Origin of the sequence: Aeromonas sp. TW 6 (assembly GCF_013168745.1) — a bacterium.
GTDB classification, from domain to species: Bacteria; Pseudomonadota; Gammaproteobacteria; order Enterobacterales; family Aeromonadaceae; genus Aeromonas; species Aeromonas caviae.
Map to the genome: position 1 here is coordinate 12,691 of NZ_JABERS010000002.1, position 17,991 is coordinate 30,681.

Consider the following 17,991-nt stretch of genomic DNA (forward strand, 5'->3'; position numbering starts at 1 on the left):
GGAGTTCATATGTCAGACCCGCTCTTCAACGATCCCCTTGCCCATTTTCGCCTGGAGCGCCACGGCCCGGTGATCGAGCTGGTGCTCGCCCGCCCGGCCCGTCACAACGCCCTTGATGCCGACCTGATGCAGGGGCTGCTCGACTGTCTCGACGAGCTGGCCCACGGCCAGCCGCTGGCCGACCGCCCCCACGTGCTGCTGCTGCGCGCCGAGGGGCCGCATTTTTGCGCGGGCGCCGATCTCGAGTGGATGCGCAAGATGGCAGGGGAGGCGTTCGACCCCCGCGCCTTTGACAAGAATCGCGAGGACGCCCGGGTGCTGGCCCACCTGATGCAGGCACTGGACGAGCTGCCCTTCCCCACGGTGGCCCTGGTGCAGGGGGCCGCCTACGGCGGAGCCTTAGGCCTTGTCTGCGCCTGCGACATCGTGCTGGCCAGCGAAAATGCCCGCTTCTGCCTCTCCGAGGTGACCCTGGGACTGGTGCCTGCGGTGATCAGCCCCTACGTGGTGCGCGCCATGGGGATGCGCCAGGCCCGCCGCTACATGCTGAGCGCGGAGCCTTTCGATGCCATCACCGCCTGCCGACTCAACGTGGTGCACAGGCTCAGCCAGCCTGATCAGTTGCTGGCGGAGGGACGCGCCATGGCCCTGCGGTTGTGTCGCAACGGCCCCCAGGCGATGAAGGAGACCAAGCGGCTGCTGGCCGCCCTCGAAGGGCGCCCAGGCCACCAGCACGAAGAGCAGACCGTCGAGACCATCGCCCGGGTACGGGTCGGCCTCGAGGCCCAAGAGGGGATCCAGGCCTTCTTCGACAAACGCCCCCCAACCTGGCGCCCCCGTTTCAAGGACGAAGCATGACTCAATACCACCCCATCAAGCCCCTGCTGATCGCCAGCTGTGGTCAATATCACTGGAGTGTGGATCAACACGCTTCGCACATGTGCACCTTGAACAGCAGGGAGGTAGCATGACCAACCACACTCCCATCAAGCGCCTGCTGATCGCCAATCGCGGTGAAATCGCCGTGCGTATCATCAAGACAGCACGGCGCCTCGGCATTCACACCATCGCCCTCTACTCCGACGCCGACGCCCGCGCCATGCATGTGCGCGAAGCCGACGAGGCCTGGCATCTGGGGCCGGCCCCCGCCCGGGAGAGCTACCTCGACACCGGCAAGGTGCTCAAGATTGCCAAAGAGGCGAATGCCGACGCCATCCACCCAGGCTACGGTTTCCTCTCCGAGAACAGCGACTTTGCCACCGCCTGCGAACAGCGGGGCGTGCGCTTTGTCGGCCCAAGCGGCGCCGCCATCCTCGCCATGGGGGACAAGTCGGGGGCCAAGGGGCTGATGCAGGCAGCCGGCGTCCCCGTGCTACCCGGTTATCACGGCGCGGATCAGCACCCCGACTTTTTGCGCGATCAGGCGAGCCAGGTGGGCTTCCCGCTCCTTATCAAGGCAGCCAGTGGCGGCGGTGGCAAGGGGATGCGCCGGGTCGATCAGCTGGCCGACTTTGACGCAGCCCTGGCGGCGGTCAAGCGGGAGGCGAGTGCCGCCTTTGGCGACGACCATGTGCTGCTGGAGCGCTATCTCCCCTGCGCCCGTCACGTGGAGGTGCAGGTCTTTGCCGATGCCCTCGGCAACGCCATCTATCTGGGGGACAGGGACTGCTCCTTGCAGCGCCGCCACCAGAAGGTGATCGAAGAGGCCCCCGCCCCCGACATCTCCCCTGCCCTGCGCCGCGCCATGGGCGAGGCGGCCGTGGCTGCGGCCAAGGCCATCGCCTATCGGGGGGCCGGCACCATCGAGTTTCTGCTCTGCAAGGAGGAGTTCTTCTTCATGGAGATGAACACCCGGTTGCAGGTGGAGCACCCGGTTACCGAAGCCATCACCGGCCAGGATCTGGTGGCCTGGCAGTTGGCGGTGGCCGAGGGCAAACCGCTGCCCCTCACCCAGGAGCAGGTGGTGCTGCGTGGCCACGCGGTGGAGGCGCGCCTCTACGCCGAGGACGTGGCCGCCGGTTTTCTGCCAGCGAGCGGCCCCATCCACTGGCTCACCTGGCCCAAGGGGGTGCGCATCGACACCGGCGTCGGCGCCGGCGATGAGGTGAGCCCCTATTACGACCCCATGATCGCCAAGCTCGTCGCCCACGCACCGAGCCGCAGCGAAGCCTTTGCCACCCTGGCCGATGCCCTGGCGACACTGGAACTCGGCCCTCTGGTGCACAACGGCCCGCTCCTGCAACGCCTGTGCGAAGTGCCAGAGGTGCTGGCGATGCGCCACCACACCCAGTGGCCCATTCCCACCGACACCCTGCCTGTTCCGGCGATCGCCTGGCCCCTCGCCACCCTCTGGCTCGCCACTTGCGAGCGCGATGCCTCCCCCTGGCAGCAGGCCGCAGGCTTTCGGCTGGGCCCCACCCGCCGCTTTTGCGCCACGGTGCGCATCGGCGAGGAGACCCGCACTCTCCCCCTCACCGAGCGAGGAGGCGCCCTGCTCTGGCAGAGCGAGCAGATCCCGTTCGAACTCGGGTCAGATCAGATCCGCCTGTGCCAAGGTGGACATTGGCAACGCTATCCGGTGCAGCCCCTCGGCGAGGGCGCCTATTTGCTGCACCTGGCGGGCAGACGCATCCGCTTCTCGCTCGATGATCAGCATCATCAGCTCCACCATGATCATGACACGAGCCATGTCCCGGGCATCCTGGCCCCCATGCACGGCATCGTGGTGGCGCTGCAGGTCGAGGCCGGCCAGCCGGTCAGCAAGGGGCAACCCCTGCTGGTGCTGGAGGCGATGAAGATGGAGCACGTCCTCAAGGCTGACCGGGACGGGGTGATTGAGGCCCTGCAGTGCCGCCAGGGGGAACAGGTGAGCCAGGGCGCCCTGCTGGTGCGCTTTGCCGAGGACCATACCGCGCAGGAGGAGCGCTCATGAGCCACACGCACGAGAACCGGGACGACAAGGTCAGCCTGGTGGAGATGGGGCCGCGGGACGGCCTGCAAAATGAAGCTGCGACCCTCTCCCTGGCGCAGCGGCTGGCGCTCATCGCCCACCTGGCCGAGAGCGGGTTGCAGCGCATCGAGGTGGGGGCCTTCGTCTCTCCCAAAAAGGTGCCGCAGATGGCGGATTCCGCCGCACTCTTTAACGCCCTGCCGCGCAGGGGGCCGACCCGCTATGGCGCCCTGGTGCCCAATCTGCAGGGTCTGCAGGCCGCCATCGCCGCACGCGCCGACGAGATAGGCCTCTTCACCGCCTGCTCGGACGGCTTCACCCGGGCCAACATCGGCATCAGCGTGGAGGAGTCCCTGGTGCGCTTTGCCCCCCTGGTGCAGGAGGCGCGCAGCCTCGGCATCAAGGTGCGCGGCTACCTCTCCACCGTCATCGCCTGCCCGTTCGACGGCCCGACCCGCCCGAAACGGGTCGCCGCCCTGGCCGAGCGGCTGCTGGATCTGGGCTGCCACGAGATATCCCTCGGCGACACCATCGGCGTCGGCACCCCGGGCACCGTGGCTCCCATGCTGGATGCGGTACTGCACGAGATCCCGGCGGGCCGGCTTGCGGTTCATTTTCACGACACCTATGGCCAGGGGCTGGCCAACCTGCTGCCGGCGCTCGAGCGCGGGATCCGCACCATCGACTGCTCGGTGGCCGGGCTCGGCGGCTGCCCCTATGCCCCCGGCGCCTCCGGCAATGTGGCGTCGGAAGAGGTGGTCTATCTGCTGCACGGCCTTGGCATGAGCACCGGCGTCGATCTCGACCAGTTGGCCGCCACCGGCCAGTGGGTGAGCGAGTTGCTGGGGCGCCCCAACAGCTCCCGGGTCGGCCAGGCCCTGCACGGGAGGGGACGGCGCCTCGCACAAGAGCGCGAGCAGCGCACCCCGGGAGGCCATCATGCATCATGAACTCGGCCCTTGCCGCAGTGCCAGGACCCCGCCAGCTCATCAGGAGGGCGCACCATGAGAGCCAGACACGCCAGTGGCAAAGAGAGAACCTACAGCATCTCGGAGCTGGCCCAGGAGTTCGACATCACCCCCCGCACCATCCGCTATTACGAGGACGAGGGGCTCATCACCCCGACCCGGGAGGGGCAGACCCGTATCTACAGCCACAAGGACAGGATCCGCCTGAAATTGACCCTGCGCGGCAAGCGCCTCGGGTTCAGCCTGGCGGAGATCCGCGAGCTGTTCGACATGTACGACACCGACCGCTCCAGCCGGATGCAGCTTCACTCCATGATCCAGCTCATCGAGGCCAGACGCCACTCCCTGCGCCAGCAGCTGGAGGACATCCAGATGGTGATGGCCGAGCTCGATGCCGCCGAGCAGCGCTGCATCCACTCCCTCGGCGGCTTGAAAACCGACGGGGATTGACAGACTCTGGGGGTATCTCGCCCCCGGTATCCCGGTTTTCCAGTGGATATTCGCAGTGGCAGGCCCTGACCCGGCAACCCCCTTGTTCCCCACATCGCCCGTCACGGCATGCCGGACAGACTGAGCGGTTTGGGCAAGCGGCGAGGTGGGGCAAACGGGGGAAATCCGGCCTTGGTCGCGCAATAATTCCCCAGCCCGGTCAGAGTGCGGCGCACCTCATGAGTCCTTCCCATGAACCGGGCACGATTAATTGCTACCATATGCGCATCAAATGGAGACCATCATGCTCAAGCCTCTGCCCGCTCGTCTGCTGCGCTATGCCCTCTATCTTCTCGCGCTCCTGCTCATCGGCATCACCATCGTGCTCTGGCAGGCGCCGACCCTCATCCAGCGCCATCTCCCCGGCTGGCTTGCCACCCATTACGGTCTGCACCTCTCCCTTGGCAAGATAGAGGTGGGGATCCGCTCCCCCTCCCTCGTGCTGGGGCCCAGCGCCCTGCTCGATGACCAGCAGCAAGCACTGGTGTCATTTGAAGAGCTGAAGCTCATTCCCGCCTTGAAAGCGAGCTGGCAGCAGCGCGCCCTGGTACTGGAAGAGGCCACACTGACCGCCCCCAAGGCAGATCTGGTGCGCCTCGAGGATCTCAAGGGGGAGGCACGCTTCAACCTGACCGATGCACTGGCCTCCCTGCTCGCCCCTGCGCCGGAGCAAACACCGCCAGCTAGCGCCGAGCCCGTGCTGGTGACCATCGGCAAGCTGTCCGTCGAGCAGGGCCGGCTCAGCTACCGGGACAGCCGCAAGCAGAGCAGCCCGGGGTGGGTGCCGCCCCTCACCCTGGACAAGCTCACCCTGCACCTGCCCGGCTTTTCCACCGCAGAGGGGGTGCTCAACCCCTATCGCCTGAGCGCCACCGTCAACGAGAAGAGCCCCCTCAAGGCCGAAGGGGAACTCGACATGATGAGCGGCGCCGGCAAGGGCCACCTCAGCCTTGGCAAGGTGGCCATCGCCCCCTTCGCCCCCCTCTGGGCCCCCTATCTCAAGGCGACCCTCGTCAAGGGGGAGGCCAGCGCCGAGCTCGCCTATCGCCTCACCCAGGGCAAGCAGGGACTGGACTGGCAGTTGTCAAAGGGCAAGCTGACCCTGGCCAACTGGCAGCTCACACGCAACAAGGGGGAGGAATTTGCCCGCTTCAAGCAGTTGGCGCTGACCGGGATCCGCATCGATGGCAACAAGCAGCGCCTTGAGCTCGATGCCGCCATCCTCAAGAGCCCGGCCATCACCGCCGTCCTCGACCACCAGCAACAACTGGATCTCGCGGACCTGCTGATCCCCCAGAAGACCCCCAAGGGGGGCAAACAACCGGCCACCCCCACCAAGCCCTGGCAATGGGCCCTCAAGCAGACCCGCATCGACCAGGGCAGCCTCACCCTGACCGAAGCCACCAGCGGCAAGCCCCTGAAACGGGCCATCTCCGCCATCGCCCTCACCCTCGGGCCCCTTGGCAGCCAAACCGCCCAACCCAGCCCCCTCACCCTCAACGCAGCCCTCGACACCAGGACGACGGTGGCGTTTGACGGCACCCTGGGGCTGACCCCCTTCACCCTGAACGGCGCCATCCGCCAGCAGGGGCTGCCGCTGACCCTGGCTCAACCCTACCTGCAGGATCTGCTGCGCATCAGCGTGCGGGACGGCGAGCTTGCCAGCCGCACGAGGCTTGACCTGATCACCGACCGCCAGGGGGCCATCAGCAAGCTGGAGATAAGCGGTGGACTCGAGGTCGCGGGGCTCAACGTGCTGGATCGGGCCGACAACCAGCGCCTGCTCCAGATAGAGAATCTGCAATTGAGCGGCCTGCACTATGATGGCCTGAGCCAGCAACTGCACATCGCCGACATCCTGCTCAGCAAACCCTATGCCCGCATCGAGATCAACGAAGAGGGGATCACCAACGTGCAGCAACTGCTGCTGCCGCAACCCGCCGCGAACGCCAGGGAGAGCGCCCCCACCCCGCACATCGTCATCGTTCAGATCCGTACAGCCCAGGGCAACCTGCGCTTCGCCGATCGCAGCCTGAGCCCGGAGTTCGTGGTGGACATCGCCTCCCTCGACGGCCAGAGCCGCCATATCAGCAACACCCCGGGGCAGCGCTCCGAGCTCGCCTTCAACGGCAAGGTGGACCGCTATGCCCCCGTCACCATTCGGGGGGGCGCCAACCTGCTCATCGAGGATCCCGTGCTGGACGTGGCCGTGGCCTTCAACAACCTGGAGCTCACCACCTTCACCCCCTACTCCAGCACCTATGCAGGCTATGCCATCGACAAGGGGCAGCTCTCCATGAAGCTCAACTACAAGCTGCAGGGCAACCGGCTGGAGGGGGACAACGACATCACCATCAAGAAGCTGCAACTCGGGGAGAAGGTCAAGAGCGAGCAGGCCAAGGATCTGCCCCTCGGCCTCGCCATCGCCCTGCTGAGCGATTCGAACGGCGTCATCAAGATGAACCTCAAGGTGAAGGGCAATCTGGATCAGCCTGATTTCAGCTTGGGCAACATCTTCTGGGACGTGCTCGGCAATACCCTCGGCAAGGCCATCACCTCCCCCTTCTCCCTGCTTGCGTCCCTGACGGGGGGCACCAAGGATCTCGACGAGCTCCCCTTCCTGCCTGGCGATCCCGCCCTGACCCCGACCCAGCAGACCAAGCTGACCACCCTCGCGCAGGCCCTCAAGGAGAGGCCCAAGCTCAGCATGAACATCCGCGGCAAGGTCAACTTCAACGAAGAGCGCCCCATCCTCCAGCGTCAGAAGCTTGAGCGGCTGCTGGCCAAGATCACCGGCAGCCCGGTGGATTTGACGCTGCTGGAGCAGGATCCCGCCATGCAATCCGCACTGGCAGAGGCCTATGAAGCCAAGTTCAACGAAGATCTCGGGGAGCTGGCCGACCGGTTGCGACTCGATGAAGGGAGCGAGGCCCTGCGCGCCCAGGCGGTGCTCCTGCTGCGGGATCAGCAGCTCATCACCGCCAAGTCCCTGCGAAACCTCGCCATGCGCCGCGCCCAGAACACCAAGGAGTATCTGGTGGATACCCAGGGCATCGCGCCGGAGCGCCTCTTCGTGCTCGACAGCCAGGTGAAGGAGACGGACAAGGAAGCCAAGGTGGTGCTGACCCTGGACAACTGATCCGGCGCCCGCCGGATACCCCTCTTGTTTGCCCCGACGGCATATGGCCCAAGGGGTTCCCTCCCCTGACCCCTTCCATCAGGATATCTCTCTCGCTAGCCGTCCCGAACAATCCAGTCATCCAGCATGTCGGCATATCGGCATATCGGCATGTCAAAATAGATGGCCCGCTCAGATATACAGTGTCTAATCGGGCCAATCCTGAACACAATCTCCCGCACGCCACAGGGCCAACCCCGCGCCCCCCTTCCATTTCGAAGCGTCTTCAATAGACCCTGTTCTGCCGCGCCTTCCATCTTGAGGCTCTCTGCCACAGAACGCGCCCTTGGCTCACCCTCTTGCGTCTCGGTTTTTGTCACCTGGCTAGCCCATGACGCCATGCCTCCCGTCTTGACGCTTTTTCACCAGTACAACCGGTACTGCCGTGTCTGCCATGTTGAAGCCTCCGGCCACAGGGCAATCCCTTGGCTCACCCTCTTGCGTCTCGGTTTTTGTCATCTGGGCCCATGGCCCATCCCGCCTCTGGCTTTCTGACAAGGGCAGCCTCTGATCCTGCCCGTTAATCTTGCGCCCCTTTCGCCCGTGGCAGTCAACACGGCGCGCTTGCGGGTTTCTCAGGCACCCCGCCCTTGTGTAGGGAACACGGTGGCGAGCGCGGGGTTGACGAGAAAATGGGGAGCGCAACGGACACTGCGATGGCAAGCGATACGGGAGGTCCATGCGCCACAAACAGGAGGGAAACACTCTGGTCTGATGGCATATGAACTCATTTTTCAATCAAGCCGCCATGACGAGACCATCCGGGGGCGCGTTTCCCTCACCAATCCCAGTCACCATCGTCGTTGCCGACTTTCATGCCAAGGTGCCTTTTATACAAAATCGCAACGTTGAAAACGTTTTTCATTCACCACTCGTCTACCTGAATGGCACGAATGGTTGGCCACTTAAACTTTCGTGTTCTTTTTTACCATTTCTGTGTGTCCCCCCCTTGCCCGGGACCCTGAGCCTGCCTAAAATCGCGCGTCTTTTATCAACCCCACCTCTATTGTTGGAGAACACCACGTGAGCGAAAAATTGGCCAACCCTGCCCCTCTGGGTCTGATGGGTTTCGGTATGACCACCATTCTGCTGAACATCCATAACGCAGGTTTCTTCCCCATCAGCGCCATGATCCTGGCCATGGGTCTGTGCTATGGCGGTCTGGCCCAGATCATCGCCGGCATCATGGAGTACAAGCGTGGCAACACCTTCGGTGTCACCGCCTTCATCTCCTACGGCACCTTCTGGTGGAGCCTGGTGTTCCTGCTGGTGATGCCGACCATGGGTCTGGCCGAGGCCACTCCCCACGCCTACATGGGCTGGTACCTGCTGATGTGGGGCATGTTCACCCTGTTCATGCTGATCGGGACCGTCAACTTCCCCCGCGTGAAACAGTTCGTGTTCGCCTCCCTGACCGTACTGTTCTTCCTGCTGGCCGCCCGTGACTTCACCGGCAGCACCCTGATCGGCACCATCGCCGGTTTCGAAGGCATCATCTGCGGCGCCAGCGCCATCTACCTGGCCATGGCCACCGTGATCAACGAGCAGTTCGGTCGCACCGTGCTGCCCATCGGCGAGCAGAAGAAAGCCGCTCCCGTCGAGCTCAAAACCGCTGCCTAAGCACCCGGCGACATCGCTGTCACGAAAAAGGCACTCTCGGGTGCCTTTTGTGTTTCTGCCGCCCGGACACAGTGCCGGTCAGCCCTGCGCTCCGGGATCTCCCGCCAGCAACCGGGTGGCCGGGTAGCGGGCGGCGGGATCCTGGCCGTAGAAGCGGGCGAGCTGGTCATAGACCGCGGGGTAGACGGCGCGCAGGCGCAACGGATCGGTGAAGAAGCTCTCGCTGCACACCGCGAAGAATTCGGCGGGATGCGAGGCGGCGTAGGGGTCTATCTCGGTCACCTCCTCTCTGGTCAACTGATCGTTCATCTCGTCAAACGCACCTTGCAGCGCCCGGGTCCATTGCTGGGGATCCATGCCCCGCGGCAGGGGCGGTGCACCGTCCGCATCCCCTCCCAGCATGTCGAGCTTGTGGGCAAGCTCATGGATCACCAGGTTGAATCCGTCCCAGTCCCCGTCCTGCTGCAATTCGCTCCAGGCCAGCACCAGCGGCCCCTGGGGCCAGGATTCACCGGCGTTCTCCTCTTCAAATTCGCTCACCAGCCCGAACTCGTCCTGCACCTCCTGACGACGGGTCACGGGCTCGGGGATGATGATCACCTCGTGGAAACCTCGATACCAATCGAACCCCAGGTGCAGGATGGGCAGCACTGCCTGCAGGGCCAGCACCCCCTGCTGGCGGGGCGTCAGTTCCACCCCGATCTGGGTGAGGGTCTTGCGCGAGAGAAAATGGCGCGCCAGCTCCATCAGCCTCTGCGCCTCTTCTTCTTCAAGCCCCTGCAAGATGGGCACCGCCGCCAGCGCCTCGCGCCACTCCTGCTCTTCGGGGAGACGGGGCTCCCGGGGAGATGCACCACCCAATACCTCTTTCAACCTGGACCAGAACACACAGACTCCTCTTGCCAATCAGACAGCTTTCACAAAACGTTTCGGACGCTCGCAATACCCTTGCGCCAGATAAAATCGGTGCGCCCCTTCGCGCTTGAGGCTGCTGGAGAGCTCCAGCTGGCCGCACCCCAGGGCTGCCGCCCGCTGCTCTGCCGCCGCCAGCAGCAGGGCCCCGATGCCCCCGCCCCTTGCACTCTCATCGACAACCAGCGCCGAGATCAGGCCCCAGGCTGGTGCAAGGTGCATGGGTTGCAAGTGGTGCCACACCAGCACCCCCACCGGGATCCCCTCGCACAGGGCCACCAGTACCTCCCGCGCCGGATCGGGCTGGGCCAGCCTGGCGCTGACCGCCCCGTCAGGGTTGGGGTAGCCCAGTTGGGCAAACAACCCCGTCAATCCGGCACCATCTTCCTCCCCGGCGAGGCGAATGATGTATCTGTTTTCCCTTGTCGCCACTCCTGGCCTCCTATTTGCATTACCTCAATCAGCCCTCTGGGCATGGCAAAGCGGCAGATGATGGGTATGTACCGAATCTTGTCCAGTTCCATTCACCATTTGTTAATGTCAATTCACAAATTAACAAAGTCACAACACTTTTCACTAGGAAGGCCCTGAACAAACCGATATGTTAAATCCCGCGGACTAACCAGTCGAAAGTCCCGCACAATCCTGAGTGACCCCCTTGGTCACCATATATTTCAATGTTAGGGCAGCGAGGCACAGACCTCGCCAAGACAGCGCGACAAAGGAGTTGTTGTACATGAATGAGATCGTCAATGCCATCAATGGCGTGATTTGGAGCCCTGCGCTCATTTATCTGTGTCTGGGGGTAGGCCTCTACTTCTCCCTGCGCAGCCGTTTCCTGCAACTGCGCCACTTGAAAGGCATGATACGCCTGATGTTTCAGGGCAAGGGCAACGATGCCGGTGTCTCCTCCTTCCAGGCACTCTCCATGACCCTGGCCGGTCGCGTCGGTACCGGCAACATCGCCGGTGTGGCCACTGCCATCACCTTCGGCGGCCCGGGCGCCCTGTTCTGGATGTGGATGGTCGCCTTCCTCGGCGCCAGCTCCGCCTTCGTGGAGTCCACCCTGGGCCAGGTCTACAAGGAGAAGATCAACGGTGAATATCGCGGCGGTCCGGCCTTCTACATCGAGAAGGGCCTGGGCATGAAGTGGTATGCCTGGACCTTCGCCATCGCCACCATCTTCGCCTGCGGCGTGCTGCTGCCGGGCGTGCAAGCCAACTCCATCGGCTCCAGCCTGCAGACCGCCTTTGACATCGATCCGAACGTCACCGCCGCCGGTCTGGCGCTGCTGCTCGGTTTCATCATCTTCGGCGGCGTCAAACGCATCGCCAATTTCGCCAGTACCGTGGTGCCCTTCATGGCGCTGGGTTACATCATCGTTGCCTGCGTCATCATCGCCCTCAACATCGGCCAACTGCCGGGCGTGATCCTGCTCATCTGGAAGAGTGCCTTCGGGATGGAAGCCGGCTTCGGCGCCATTCTGGGTCTGGCCATCATGTGGGGTGTCAAGCGCGGGGTCTACTCCAACGAAGCCGCCCAGGGCACGGGCCCCCACGCCTCCTCCGCCGCGGCGGTGAGCCACCCGGCCAAGCAGGGCCTGGTGCAGGCGTTCTCCGTCTACATCGACACCCTGTTCGTCTGCTCCGCCACCGGCTTCATGCTGCTCATCACCGGCCTGTACAACGTGCAGGGTCCGGACGGTGCCGCCCTCTACACCGGCATCGCAGGCATCGCGGCAGGCCCCGGCTATGTGCAGACCGCCATGGAGAGCATGATGCCAGGCTTTGGCAACTACTTCGTCGCCATTGCCCTGTTCTTCTTCGCCTTCACCACCATCGTGGCCTACTACTACATCGCCGAAACCAACATCGCTTTTGTCAACCGCAAGATTAACCGCCCCTGGCTCACCTTCCTGCTGAAGATTGCGCTGATGGCTGCCACCGTCTACGGCACCGTCAAGACCGCCGATCTGGCCTGGGGCCTGGGTGACATCGGGGTCGGCCTGATGGCCTGGCTCAACATCGGTGCCATCCTGATGCTGCAAAAGCCGGCTTTCGCCTGTCTGAAAGACTACGAGGCACAGCTGGCCAAGGGTCTGGATCCCGTGTTCCACCCGGAAAAGCTCGGCATCAAGAACGCGGACTACTGGATTGAAAACCGCGCCGAAGTAAACCTGATGCGCGAGCAAACCGGCCACCCCTTCGAGGCGGACCCGGATACCGTTGCCAAGTAATCAGACGGCACAATGCAAAATGGCAGCTTCGGCTGCCATTTTCATTTGTGTTGGATGGGTGAGGGGTTCAAAGCGCGTTGCGGCGCGGTCCGAATGGCAGGCGCCAGCGAAACAGGCTGTTGAGGGTCGCCCGCCACTGGTTGGGGCGCCCCAGGATCTGCCTCTGCAACCGGGTCTCTTCCTTGAGCATGGCCTCGTCACTGCGAGCCCAGGCCTGGGTGTAGAGTTGCTTGATCCCCGCCAGCGCATCCGGCGACTTGGTGATCAGGGTCCGGGCAAAGGCCCGCGCCTCTTCCAGGGGATCCGCGCACACCCGGCTCACCAGGCCGAGGGACTTGGCTTCGCTGGCTTCCAGCTCGCGCCCGCTCATGGCAAGCTCCATGGCGGTATCCATCCCCATCAGGTTGCGCAGGGTGACGCTGCCGCTCATGTCGGGGATGATGCCCCACTTGATCTCCATCACCGAAAAGCGGCAATCCGGGGTGCTGAAGCGAAAATCGGCGCCGAGCGCTATCTGCAGGCCGCCGCCAAAACAGACCCCCTGGGTCACCGCAATCACGGGCACCGGCAACTGATGCCAGCCATAGGCCACCCGCTGGGCCAGGTTGGTCGCCTCGTCCGCCTCGCGCTTGAGGATCTCCAGCGCCGCCACCGGCTGCCTCAGCATGGATTTCACATCCAGCCCGGCGCAGAACGCCCGCCCCTCCCCGTGCAGGATCACGGCCCGCAACCCTTTTTGCCGGGATAGCGTGTTCAACGTCTCGTCGATGGCGTCGAACATGGCCCGATCCAGCGCGTTGAGCTTGTCCCCCCGGCAGAGCATCACCTCGGCGATCCCCTCCTGAAACACCCATTTGACCCTTGGCTTTTCCATCTCCGTCTTCGTCCTTTGATTCAACTGGTCATACCACAACGTTACCAGAGTGTTATGGGCAGGTACAGGGAGGCCGCCCCGGGCCTGCGACTAAAGTCGGCTGGCCCGGTGGTGGAGCCTTTGTCAGACTGGCCCCATGGTCACGGTGGAGCCTCTCATGTCACTTCTGTTCAATTTTGCCCGTCCACCGTTCGACGGCCTGGACGAGGAGGCACGCCAGCGGCTCGGTCAGCACCTCAGCATCTGCTACTTTCGCGCGGGCCAGACGGTGCAGCACGCCGGGGAGGAGCCCGCCGGGCTCTACCTCATCATCAAGGGGGCCGTGGAAGAGTCTGCCCCCCATCAATCCTTTGGCGACTATGGCGAGGGGGACATGTTCGACGTCCGTGCCCAGTTTGACGGGCACTGCCGCCACCGTTTCGCCGCCCTGGAAGATACCCTCTGCCAGCTCATTCCCCGCTCCGTCTTTCTGGCCCTGTGCGACGCGCACCCCCATATCGCCCGCTACTTCACCGCCACCCTGGCGGAGCGCCAGCGGGAGCAGGAGCGGCGCAGTCAGCTCGGGCAGCAGAACCTGGCGGAGTTCATCCTGACCCGCATCGCTCCCGACCATCTGCAGGCGCCGCTCATCGTGGAAAGCAGCCTCTCGCTCCTGGCCGCCACCGAGGCCATGGTGGCCAGGGGCACCGACTGCCTGCTCTATCCCGGAGCAGACGGCAGCCTGAGCCTGGCCACCCGCAAGACCCTGCTCCACGCCCTCACCCTCAAGGGATTGCCGCTCAGTGCACCGCTGGCGGTGCTGACCCCCACCCCGCTGACGGGTCTGCCACTGGGGAGCTATCTGTTCGATGCCCTGCTGCTGATGACCCGCCACCGCATCAAGCGCCTGGTCATCTGGCAGGGGCAGGAGGTGGCTGGCATCCTGCATCTGACCCAGGTGCTCGGGCTCTTCTCCACCCACTCCCATGTGCTGACCCTGCGCATCGCCCGCGCCGACTCCCCGGCCGCCCTCGAGGCAGTCGCCCGGGAGCAGCAGCAGCTCATTCGCTCCCTGTTTGCCCAGGGGATCCACACCCTGTTCCTGATGAAGCTCATCGCCACCATCAACGAGCAATTGATCGCCAAGGCCTTTTCCCTGGTGATCCCCGCAGCGCAGCAAGAGCAGGTGTGCCTGCTGATGCTGGGGTCGGAGGGGCGTGGCGAGCAGATCCAGAAAACCGATCAGGACAATGCCCTGATCCTGCCGGATGGCCTGCCGTGGCCCACCCAGTCGGCGGATCTGGCCGCCTTCAGCGCCCTGCTGGCGCGCCTGGGTTATCCCCCTTGCCCGGGCAGGGTGATGGTCAACAACCCGGCCTGGGTGAAGCCGCTTGGCGGCTGGCTGCAAGGGATAGAGCAGGCCTGTGTGCGCGCCAGCGAAGCGGATCTGCTCTGGCTCGCCACCCTGGCCGATGCCCAGGCCATCACGGGAGATCGCGCCCGGCTCGCCCCCGTCGCCCGCCACCTGCGGGCCTGCCTCGCCGACCGGCCGGACCTGCTGGCGGAGATGGCAAGGGCCGCCGTCGCCTTTCACGCCCCCCTCACCCTCTTTGGCAGGCTGGAGCAAGCCCCGGAGGGGCTGGATCTCAAGCGGGGCGGCCTCTTCCCCCTTGTCCACGGCGTCCGGGTACTCTCCCTGGAGGCGGGGATCCTGGAGACCTCAACCACAGGGCGCATCGAGGCCCTGATGGGCCAGGGACGCCTCAGCCGGGACTATGGCACCAATCTGGCGGAGGCCTTCCGGCTGTTCATGCGGCTTCGGCTGCGCAGCCAGTTGCAGGAGGGAGACGGACGGGTGCGGGTGGCAGACCTCGGCCCCGCAGAGCGGGATCTGCTGCGCCATGCCCTGCACCAGGTAAAGAAGTTCCAGCAGTGGCTCACCTTGCACTTTCGTCTTAGGCAATAGCGATGTGGATGCACTGGCGCCGCCGCTGGCTTGGCAGGATGTTTCGGGAGGGGGAGTTTGCCCCGCTCTTTGCCCGCCCTGCTGACGACGAGTGGGTGGCGCTGGACTTCGAGACCACCAGCCTGGATCCGGCGCTGGCGGAGATCGTCTCCATCGGGGCGGTGCGTATCCGGGGCAACCGGATAGAGACGGGCGATGCCCTTGCCATCCGGGTCCAGGCTCCCGCCAGCCTGAGCGCCGGGTCCGTGGTGATCCACGGCCTGCGCCATCAGGATCTGCAACAGGGCATGGCACTGGAGCCCGCGCTGCGCGCGCTGCTGGCCTTCATCGGCCCCCGTGAGCTGGTGGGGTATCACATCGCCTATGACCTGCGCATTCTCAACCTCGCCTGCCAACGGCTGTGGGGGCTCACCCTGCCCCAGCGCGGCATCGAGGTGAGCCGCCTCTATCACGATCACCTCTATCGCCGCTATCCCGACGCCGCCATCGATCTGCACCTGGCCGCGATCTGTCGCCATCTGGCGCTGCCAGCCCTGCCCCCCCACGACGCCCTGAGCGATGCCGTCACCGCCGCCCTTGTCTTTGTACGCCTGCATCAGGGCGGCCCGCTGGCTTATCCCAAAGTCTAATTGTCCACAAATAACATTTAATTCACATTTTGCTTACATGGACAGCCGTGCTGTCCGGTAGGGAACCCCTCATCCACCGCTGACATTCACTGTCATGGAGAACTGCAATGGAACAGCAACCGTATCTTCGGATCCAGCAAGATCCCAACTTCCAGGCACTGGTCGCCAAACGCCAGCGTTTTGCCTGGACCCTCTCCATCCTGATGCTGGGGCTCTACCTGGCGTTCATCCTGCTCATCGCCTTTGCACCGGGCTGGCTTGGCACCCCCTTGAGCGAAGGCTCCAGCATCACCCGTGGCATCCCGGTCGGGATTGGTCTCATCGTATCGGCCTTCGTGCTGACCGGTATCTACGTATTTCGTGCCAACGGCGAGTTCGACGAGCTGAACCAGAAGATCCTCAAGGGAGCGCAATCATGAAAGGCAAGTTTCTGCTGCCGCTGGCAGGTCTGATCTCCACCCCCTTGCTGGCGGCCGACGCCATCAGCGGCGAGGTGCAACGCCAACCCCTCAATATCTCGGCCATCGTGATGTTCGTGGTCTTCGTGGCCGCCACCCTGTTCATCACCTACTGGGCCTCCAAGCGCAACCGCTCGGCTTCCGACTACTACGCCGCTGGCGGGCGCATCACCGGCTTCCAGAACGGTCTGGCCATCGCCGGTGACTACATGTCCGCCGCCTCCTTCCTCGGCATCTCCGCCCTGGTCTATACCTCGGGCTACGACGGTCTCATCTACTCCATCGGCTTCCTGGTGGGCTGGCCCATCATCCTGTTCCTGATCGCAGAGCGGCTGCGCAACCTCGGCAAGTACACCTTTGCCGACGTGGCCTCCTACCGCCTCAAGCAGACCTCGGTGCGCAGCCTCTCCGCCAGCGGCTCCCTGGTGGTGGTCGCCCTCTACCTCATCGCCCAGATGGTCGGTGCCGGCAAGCTCATCGAGCTGCTGTTCGGCCTCCAATACCATGTGGCCGTGGTGCTGGTCGGCATCCTGATGGTGCTCTACGTGCTGTTCGGCGGCATGCTGGCCACCACCTGGGTACAGATCATCAAGGCGGTGATGCTGCTCTCCGGTGCCTCCTTCATGGCCATCATGGTGATGAAGTCCGTCAACTTCGACGTCGGTACCCTGTTCAGCGAAGCGGTCAAGGTGCATGCCAATGGTGCGGCCATCATGAGCCCGGGCGGCCTGGTCGCCGACCCCATCTCCGCCATCTCCCTTGGGCTGGCCCTGATGTTCGGTACCGCCGGTCTGCCCCACATCCTGATGCGCTTCTTTACCGTGAGCGATGCCAAGGAAGCCCGTAAATCGGTGTTCTATGCCACCGGCTTCATCGGCTACTTCTACATCCTCACCTTCATCATCGGCTTTGGCGCCATCCTGCTGGTCAGCACCAACCCGGACTTCAAGGACGCCACCGGTGCCCTGCTGGGGGGCACCAACATGGCGGCGGTCCATCTGGCCGATGCGGTGGGCGGCAGCCTGTTCCTGGGCTTCATCTCCGCCGTGGCGTTTGCCACCATACTGGCGGTCGTGGCCGGGCTGACCCTGGCGGGGGCCTCCGCGGTCTCTCACGACCTCTATGCCTGCGTCATCAAGGAAGGCAAGGCCAACGAGGCCGACGAGCTGCGCGTCTCCAAGATGACCACCCTGGTGCTGGGTGTGGTCGCCATCGGCCTTGGCATCCTGTTCGAGAAGCAGAACATCGCCTTCATGGTGGGCCTGGCGTTCTCCATTGCGGCGAGCTGCAACTTCCCTGTGCTCTTCCTCTCCATGTTCTGGTCCCGCCTGACCACCCGTGGCGCCGTCTACGGCGGCTGGCTCGGTCTCATCAGCGCCGTGACCCTGATGATCCTGGGCCCCACCGTCTGGGTGAAAGTACTGGGCCATGCCCAGGCGATCTTCCCCTACGAATACCCGGCGCTCTTCTCCATGGGGCTGGCTTTCATCGGGATCTGGTTCTTCTCGGTCACCGACAAGTCCCAGGCAGCCTCCGATGAGCATGCGAAGTTCTTCCCGCAGTTCGTCCGCTCCCAGACCGGGCTCGGTGCCTCCGGCGCCTCCGCCCACTAAGTGGCATCCCACGCATCCAAGCCGGCCCAGTGCCGGCTTTTTTCATGACCGCCCCTCGCCTCCCCTCTGCAAGAGAGGCCGGAGCCCGTTGCCGGCCTGGTCGTGAAACCTTCCTCCCT

General features: G+C 64.3%; 14 protein-coding genes. 11 read left to right on the forward strand and 3 right to left on the reverse strand.

Annotated elements, in window-relative coordinates:
• The first annotated feature begins 9 nt into the window (after window positions 1-9).
• From HKD46_RS01035 to HKD46_RS01060, 6 genes are all read left to right on the forward strand, one after another.
• Window positions 10-858 carry an enoyl-CoA hydratase-related protein gene (locus tag HKD46_RS01035; protein WP_042878770.1) on the forward strand — a complete coding sequence of 283 codons (849 nt, stop codon included), beginning with the start codon at window positions 10-12 and terminating at the stop codon, window positions 856-858.
• 109 nt (window positions 859-967) lie between these two features.
• Window positions 968-2,932, forward strand: coding sequence for a biotin carboxylase N-terminal domain-containing protein (locus HKD46_RS01040; protein ID WP_171864766.1), 1,965 nt, complete (start codon window positions 968-970; stop codon window positions 2,930-2,932).
• On the forward strand, window positions 2,929-3,900 hold the full coding sequence (locus HKD46_RS01045; protein WP_171864767.1) for a hydroxymethylglutaryl-CoA lyase: 972 nt from the start codon (window positions 2,929-2,931) through the stop codon (window positions 3,898-3,900). The genes HKD46_RS01040 and HKD46_RS01045 overlap by 4 nt, the downstream gene beginning before the upstream one ends.
• A gap of 54 nt (window positions 3,901-3,954) precedes the next feature.
• Window positions 3,955-4,368, forward strand: coding sequence for a MerR family DNA-binding transcriptional regulator (locus tag HKD46_RS01050; RefSeq protein WP_010674587.1), 414 nt, complete (start codon window positions 3,955-3,957; stop codon window positions 4,366-4,368).
• 271 nt (window positions 4,369-4,639) lie between these two features.
• The gene (locus tag HKD46_RS01055; RefSeq protein ID WP_171864768.1) at window positions 4,640-7,546 is read left to right on the forward strand and encodes a DUF748 domain-containing protein; all 2,907 of its coding nucleotides are present in this window, start codon (window positions 4,640-4,642) and stop codon (window positions 7,544-7,546) included.
• 1,062 nt (window positions 7,547-8,608) lie between these two features.
• Window positions 8,609-9,205 carry an acetate uptake transporter gene (locus HKD46_RS01060; RefSeq protein ID WP_171864769.1) on the forward strand — a complete coding sequence of 199 codons (597 nt, stop codon included), beginning with the start codon at window positions 8,609-8,611 and terminating at the stop codon, window positions 9,203-9,205.
• 78 nt (window positions 9,206-9,283) lie between these two features.
• Here the strand turns inward: HKD46_RS01060 and HKD46_RS01065 are convergent, their stop codons facing one another.
• Window positions 9,284-10,093: a zinc-dependent peptidase gene (locus HKD46_RS01065; RefSeq protein ID WP_171864770.1), complete on the reverse strand. Its 810-nt coding sequence runs from the start codon at window positions 10,091-10,093 to the stop codon at window positions 9,284-9,286.
• Window positions 10,094-10,111: 18 nt separating this feature from the next.
• A complete protein-coding gene (locus HKD46_RS01070) occupies window positions 10,112-10,525 on the reverse strand; it encodes a GNAT family N-acetyltransferase (RefSeq protein ID WP_171864835.1) in 414 nt (137 codons plus the stop codon).
• Between the two features lie 328 nt (window positions 10,526-10,853).
• Between HKD46_RS01070 and HKD46_RS01075 the strand changes: the two genes are divergently transcribed.
• A complete protein-coding gene (locus HKD46_RS01075) occupies window positions 10,854-12,353 on the forward strand; it encodes a sodium:alanine symporter family protein (protein WP_043156472.1) in 1,500 nt (499 codons plus the stop codon).
• Window positions 12,354-12,420: 67 nt separating this feature from the next.
• Here the strand turns inward: HKD46_RS01075 and HKD46_RS01080 are convergent, their stop codons facing one another.
• Window positions 12,421-13,227, reverse strand: a complete 807-nt coding sequence (locus HKD46_RS01080) for a crotonase/enoyl-CoA hydratase family protein (protein WP_114522928.1) — start codon at window positions 13,225-13,227, stop codon at window positions 12,421-12,423.
• 157 nt (window positions 13,228-13,384) lie between these two features.
• Between HKD46_RS01080 and HKD46_RS01085 the strand changes: the two genes are divergently transcribed.
• From HKD46_RS01085 to HKD46_RS01100, 4 genes are all read left to right on the forward strand, one after another.
• Window positions 13,385-15,172 carry a putative nucleotidyltransferase substrate binding domain-containing protein gene (locus HKD46_RS01085; protein WP_171864771.1) on the forward strand — a complete coding sequence of 596 codons (1,788 nt, stop codon included), beginning with the start codon at window positions 13,385-13,387 and terminating at the stop codon, window positions 15,170-15,172.
• A 2-nt stretch (window positions 15,173-15,174) separates the two neighbouring features.
• Entirely contained in the window at window positions 15,175-15,801 is a 627-nt protein-coding gene (locus tag HKD46_RS01090; protein WP_171864772.1) for a 3'-5' exonuclease, read from the forward strand.
• Between the two features lie 107 nt (window positions 15,802-15,908).
• A complete protein-coding gene (locus tag HKD46_RS01095; RefSeq protein WP_039039049.1) occupies window positions 15,909-16,220 on the forward strand; it encodes a DUF485 domain-containing protein in 312 nt (103 codons plus the stop codon).
• The gene (locus HKD46_RS01100) at window positions 16,217-17,872 is read left to right on the forward strand and encodes a cation acetate symporter (RefSeq protein WP_039039048.1); all 1,656 of its coding nucleotides are present in this window, start codon (window positions 16,217-16,219) and stop codon (window positions 17,870-17,872) included. The genes HKD46_RS01095 and HKD46_RS01100 overlap by 4 nt, the downstream gene beginning before the upstream one ends.
• Window positions 17,873-17,991: the final 119 nt, after the last annotated feature.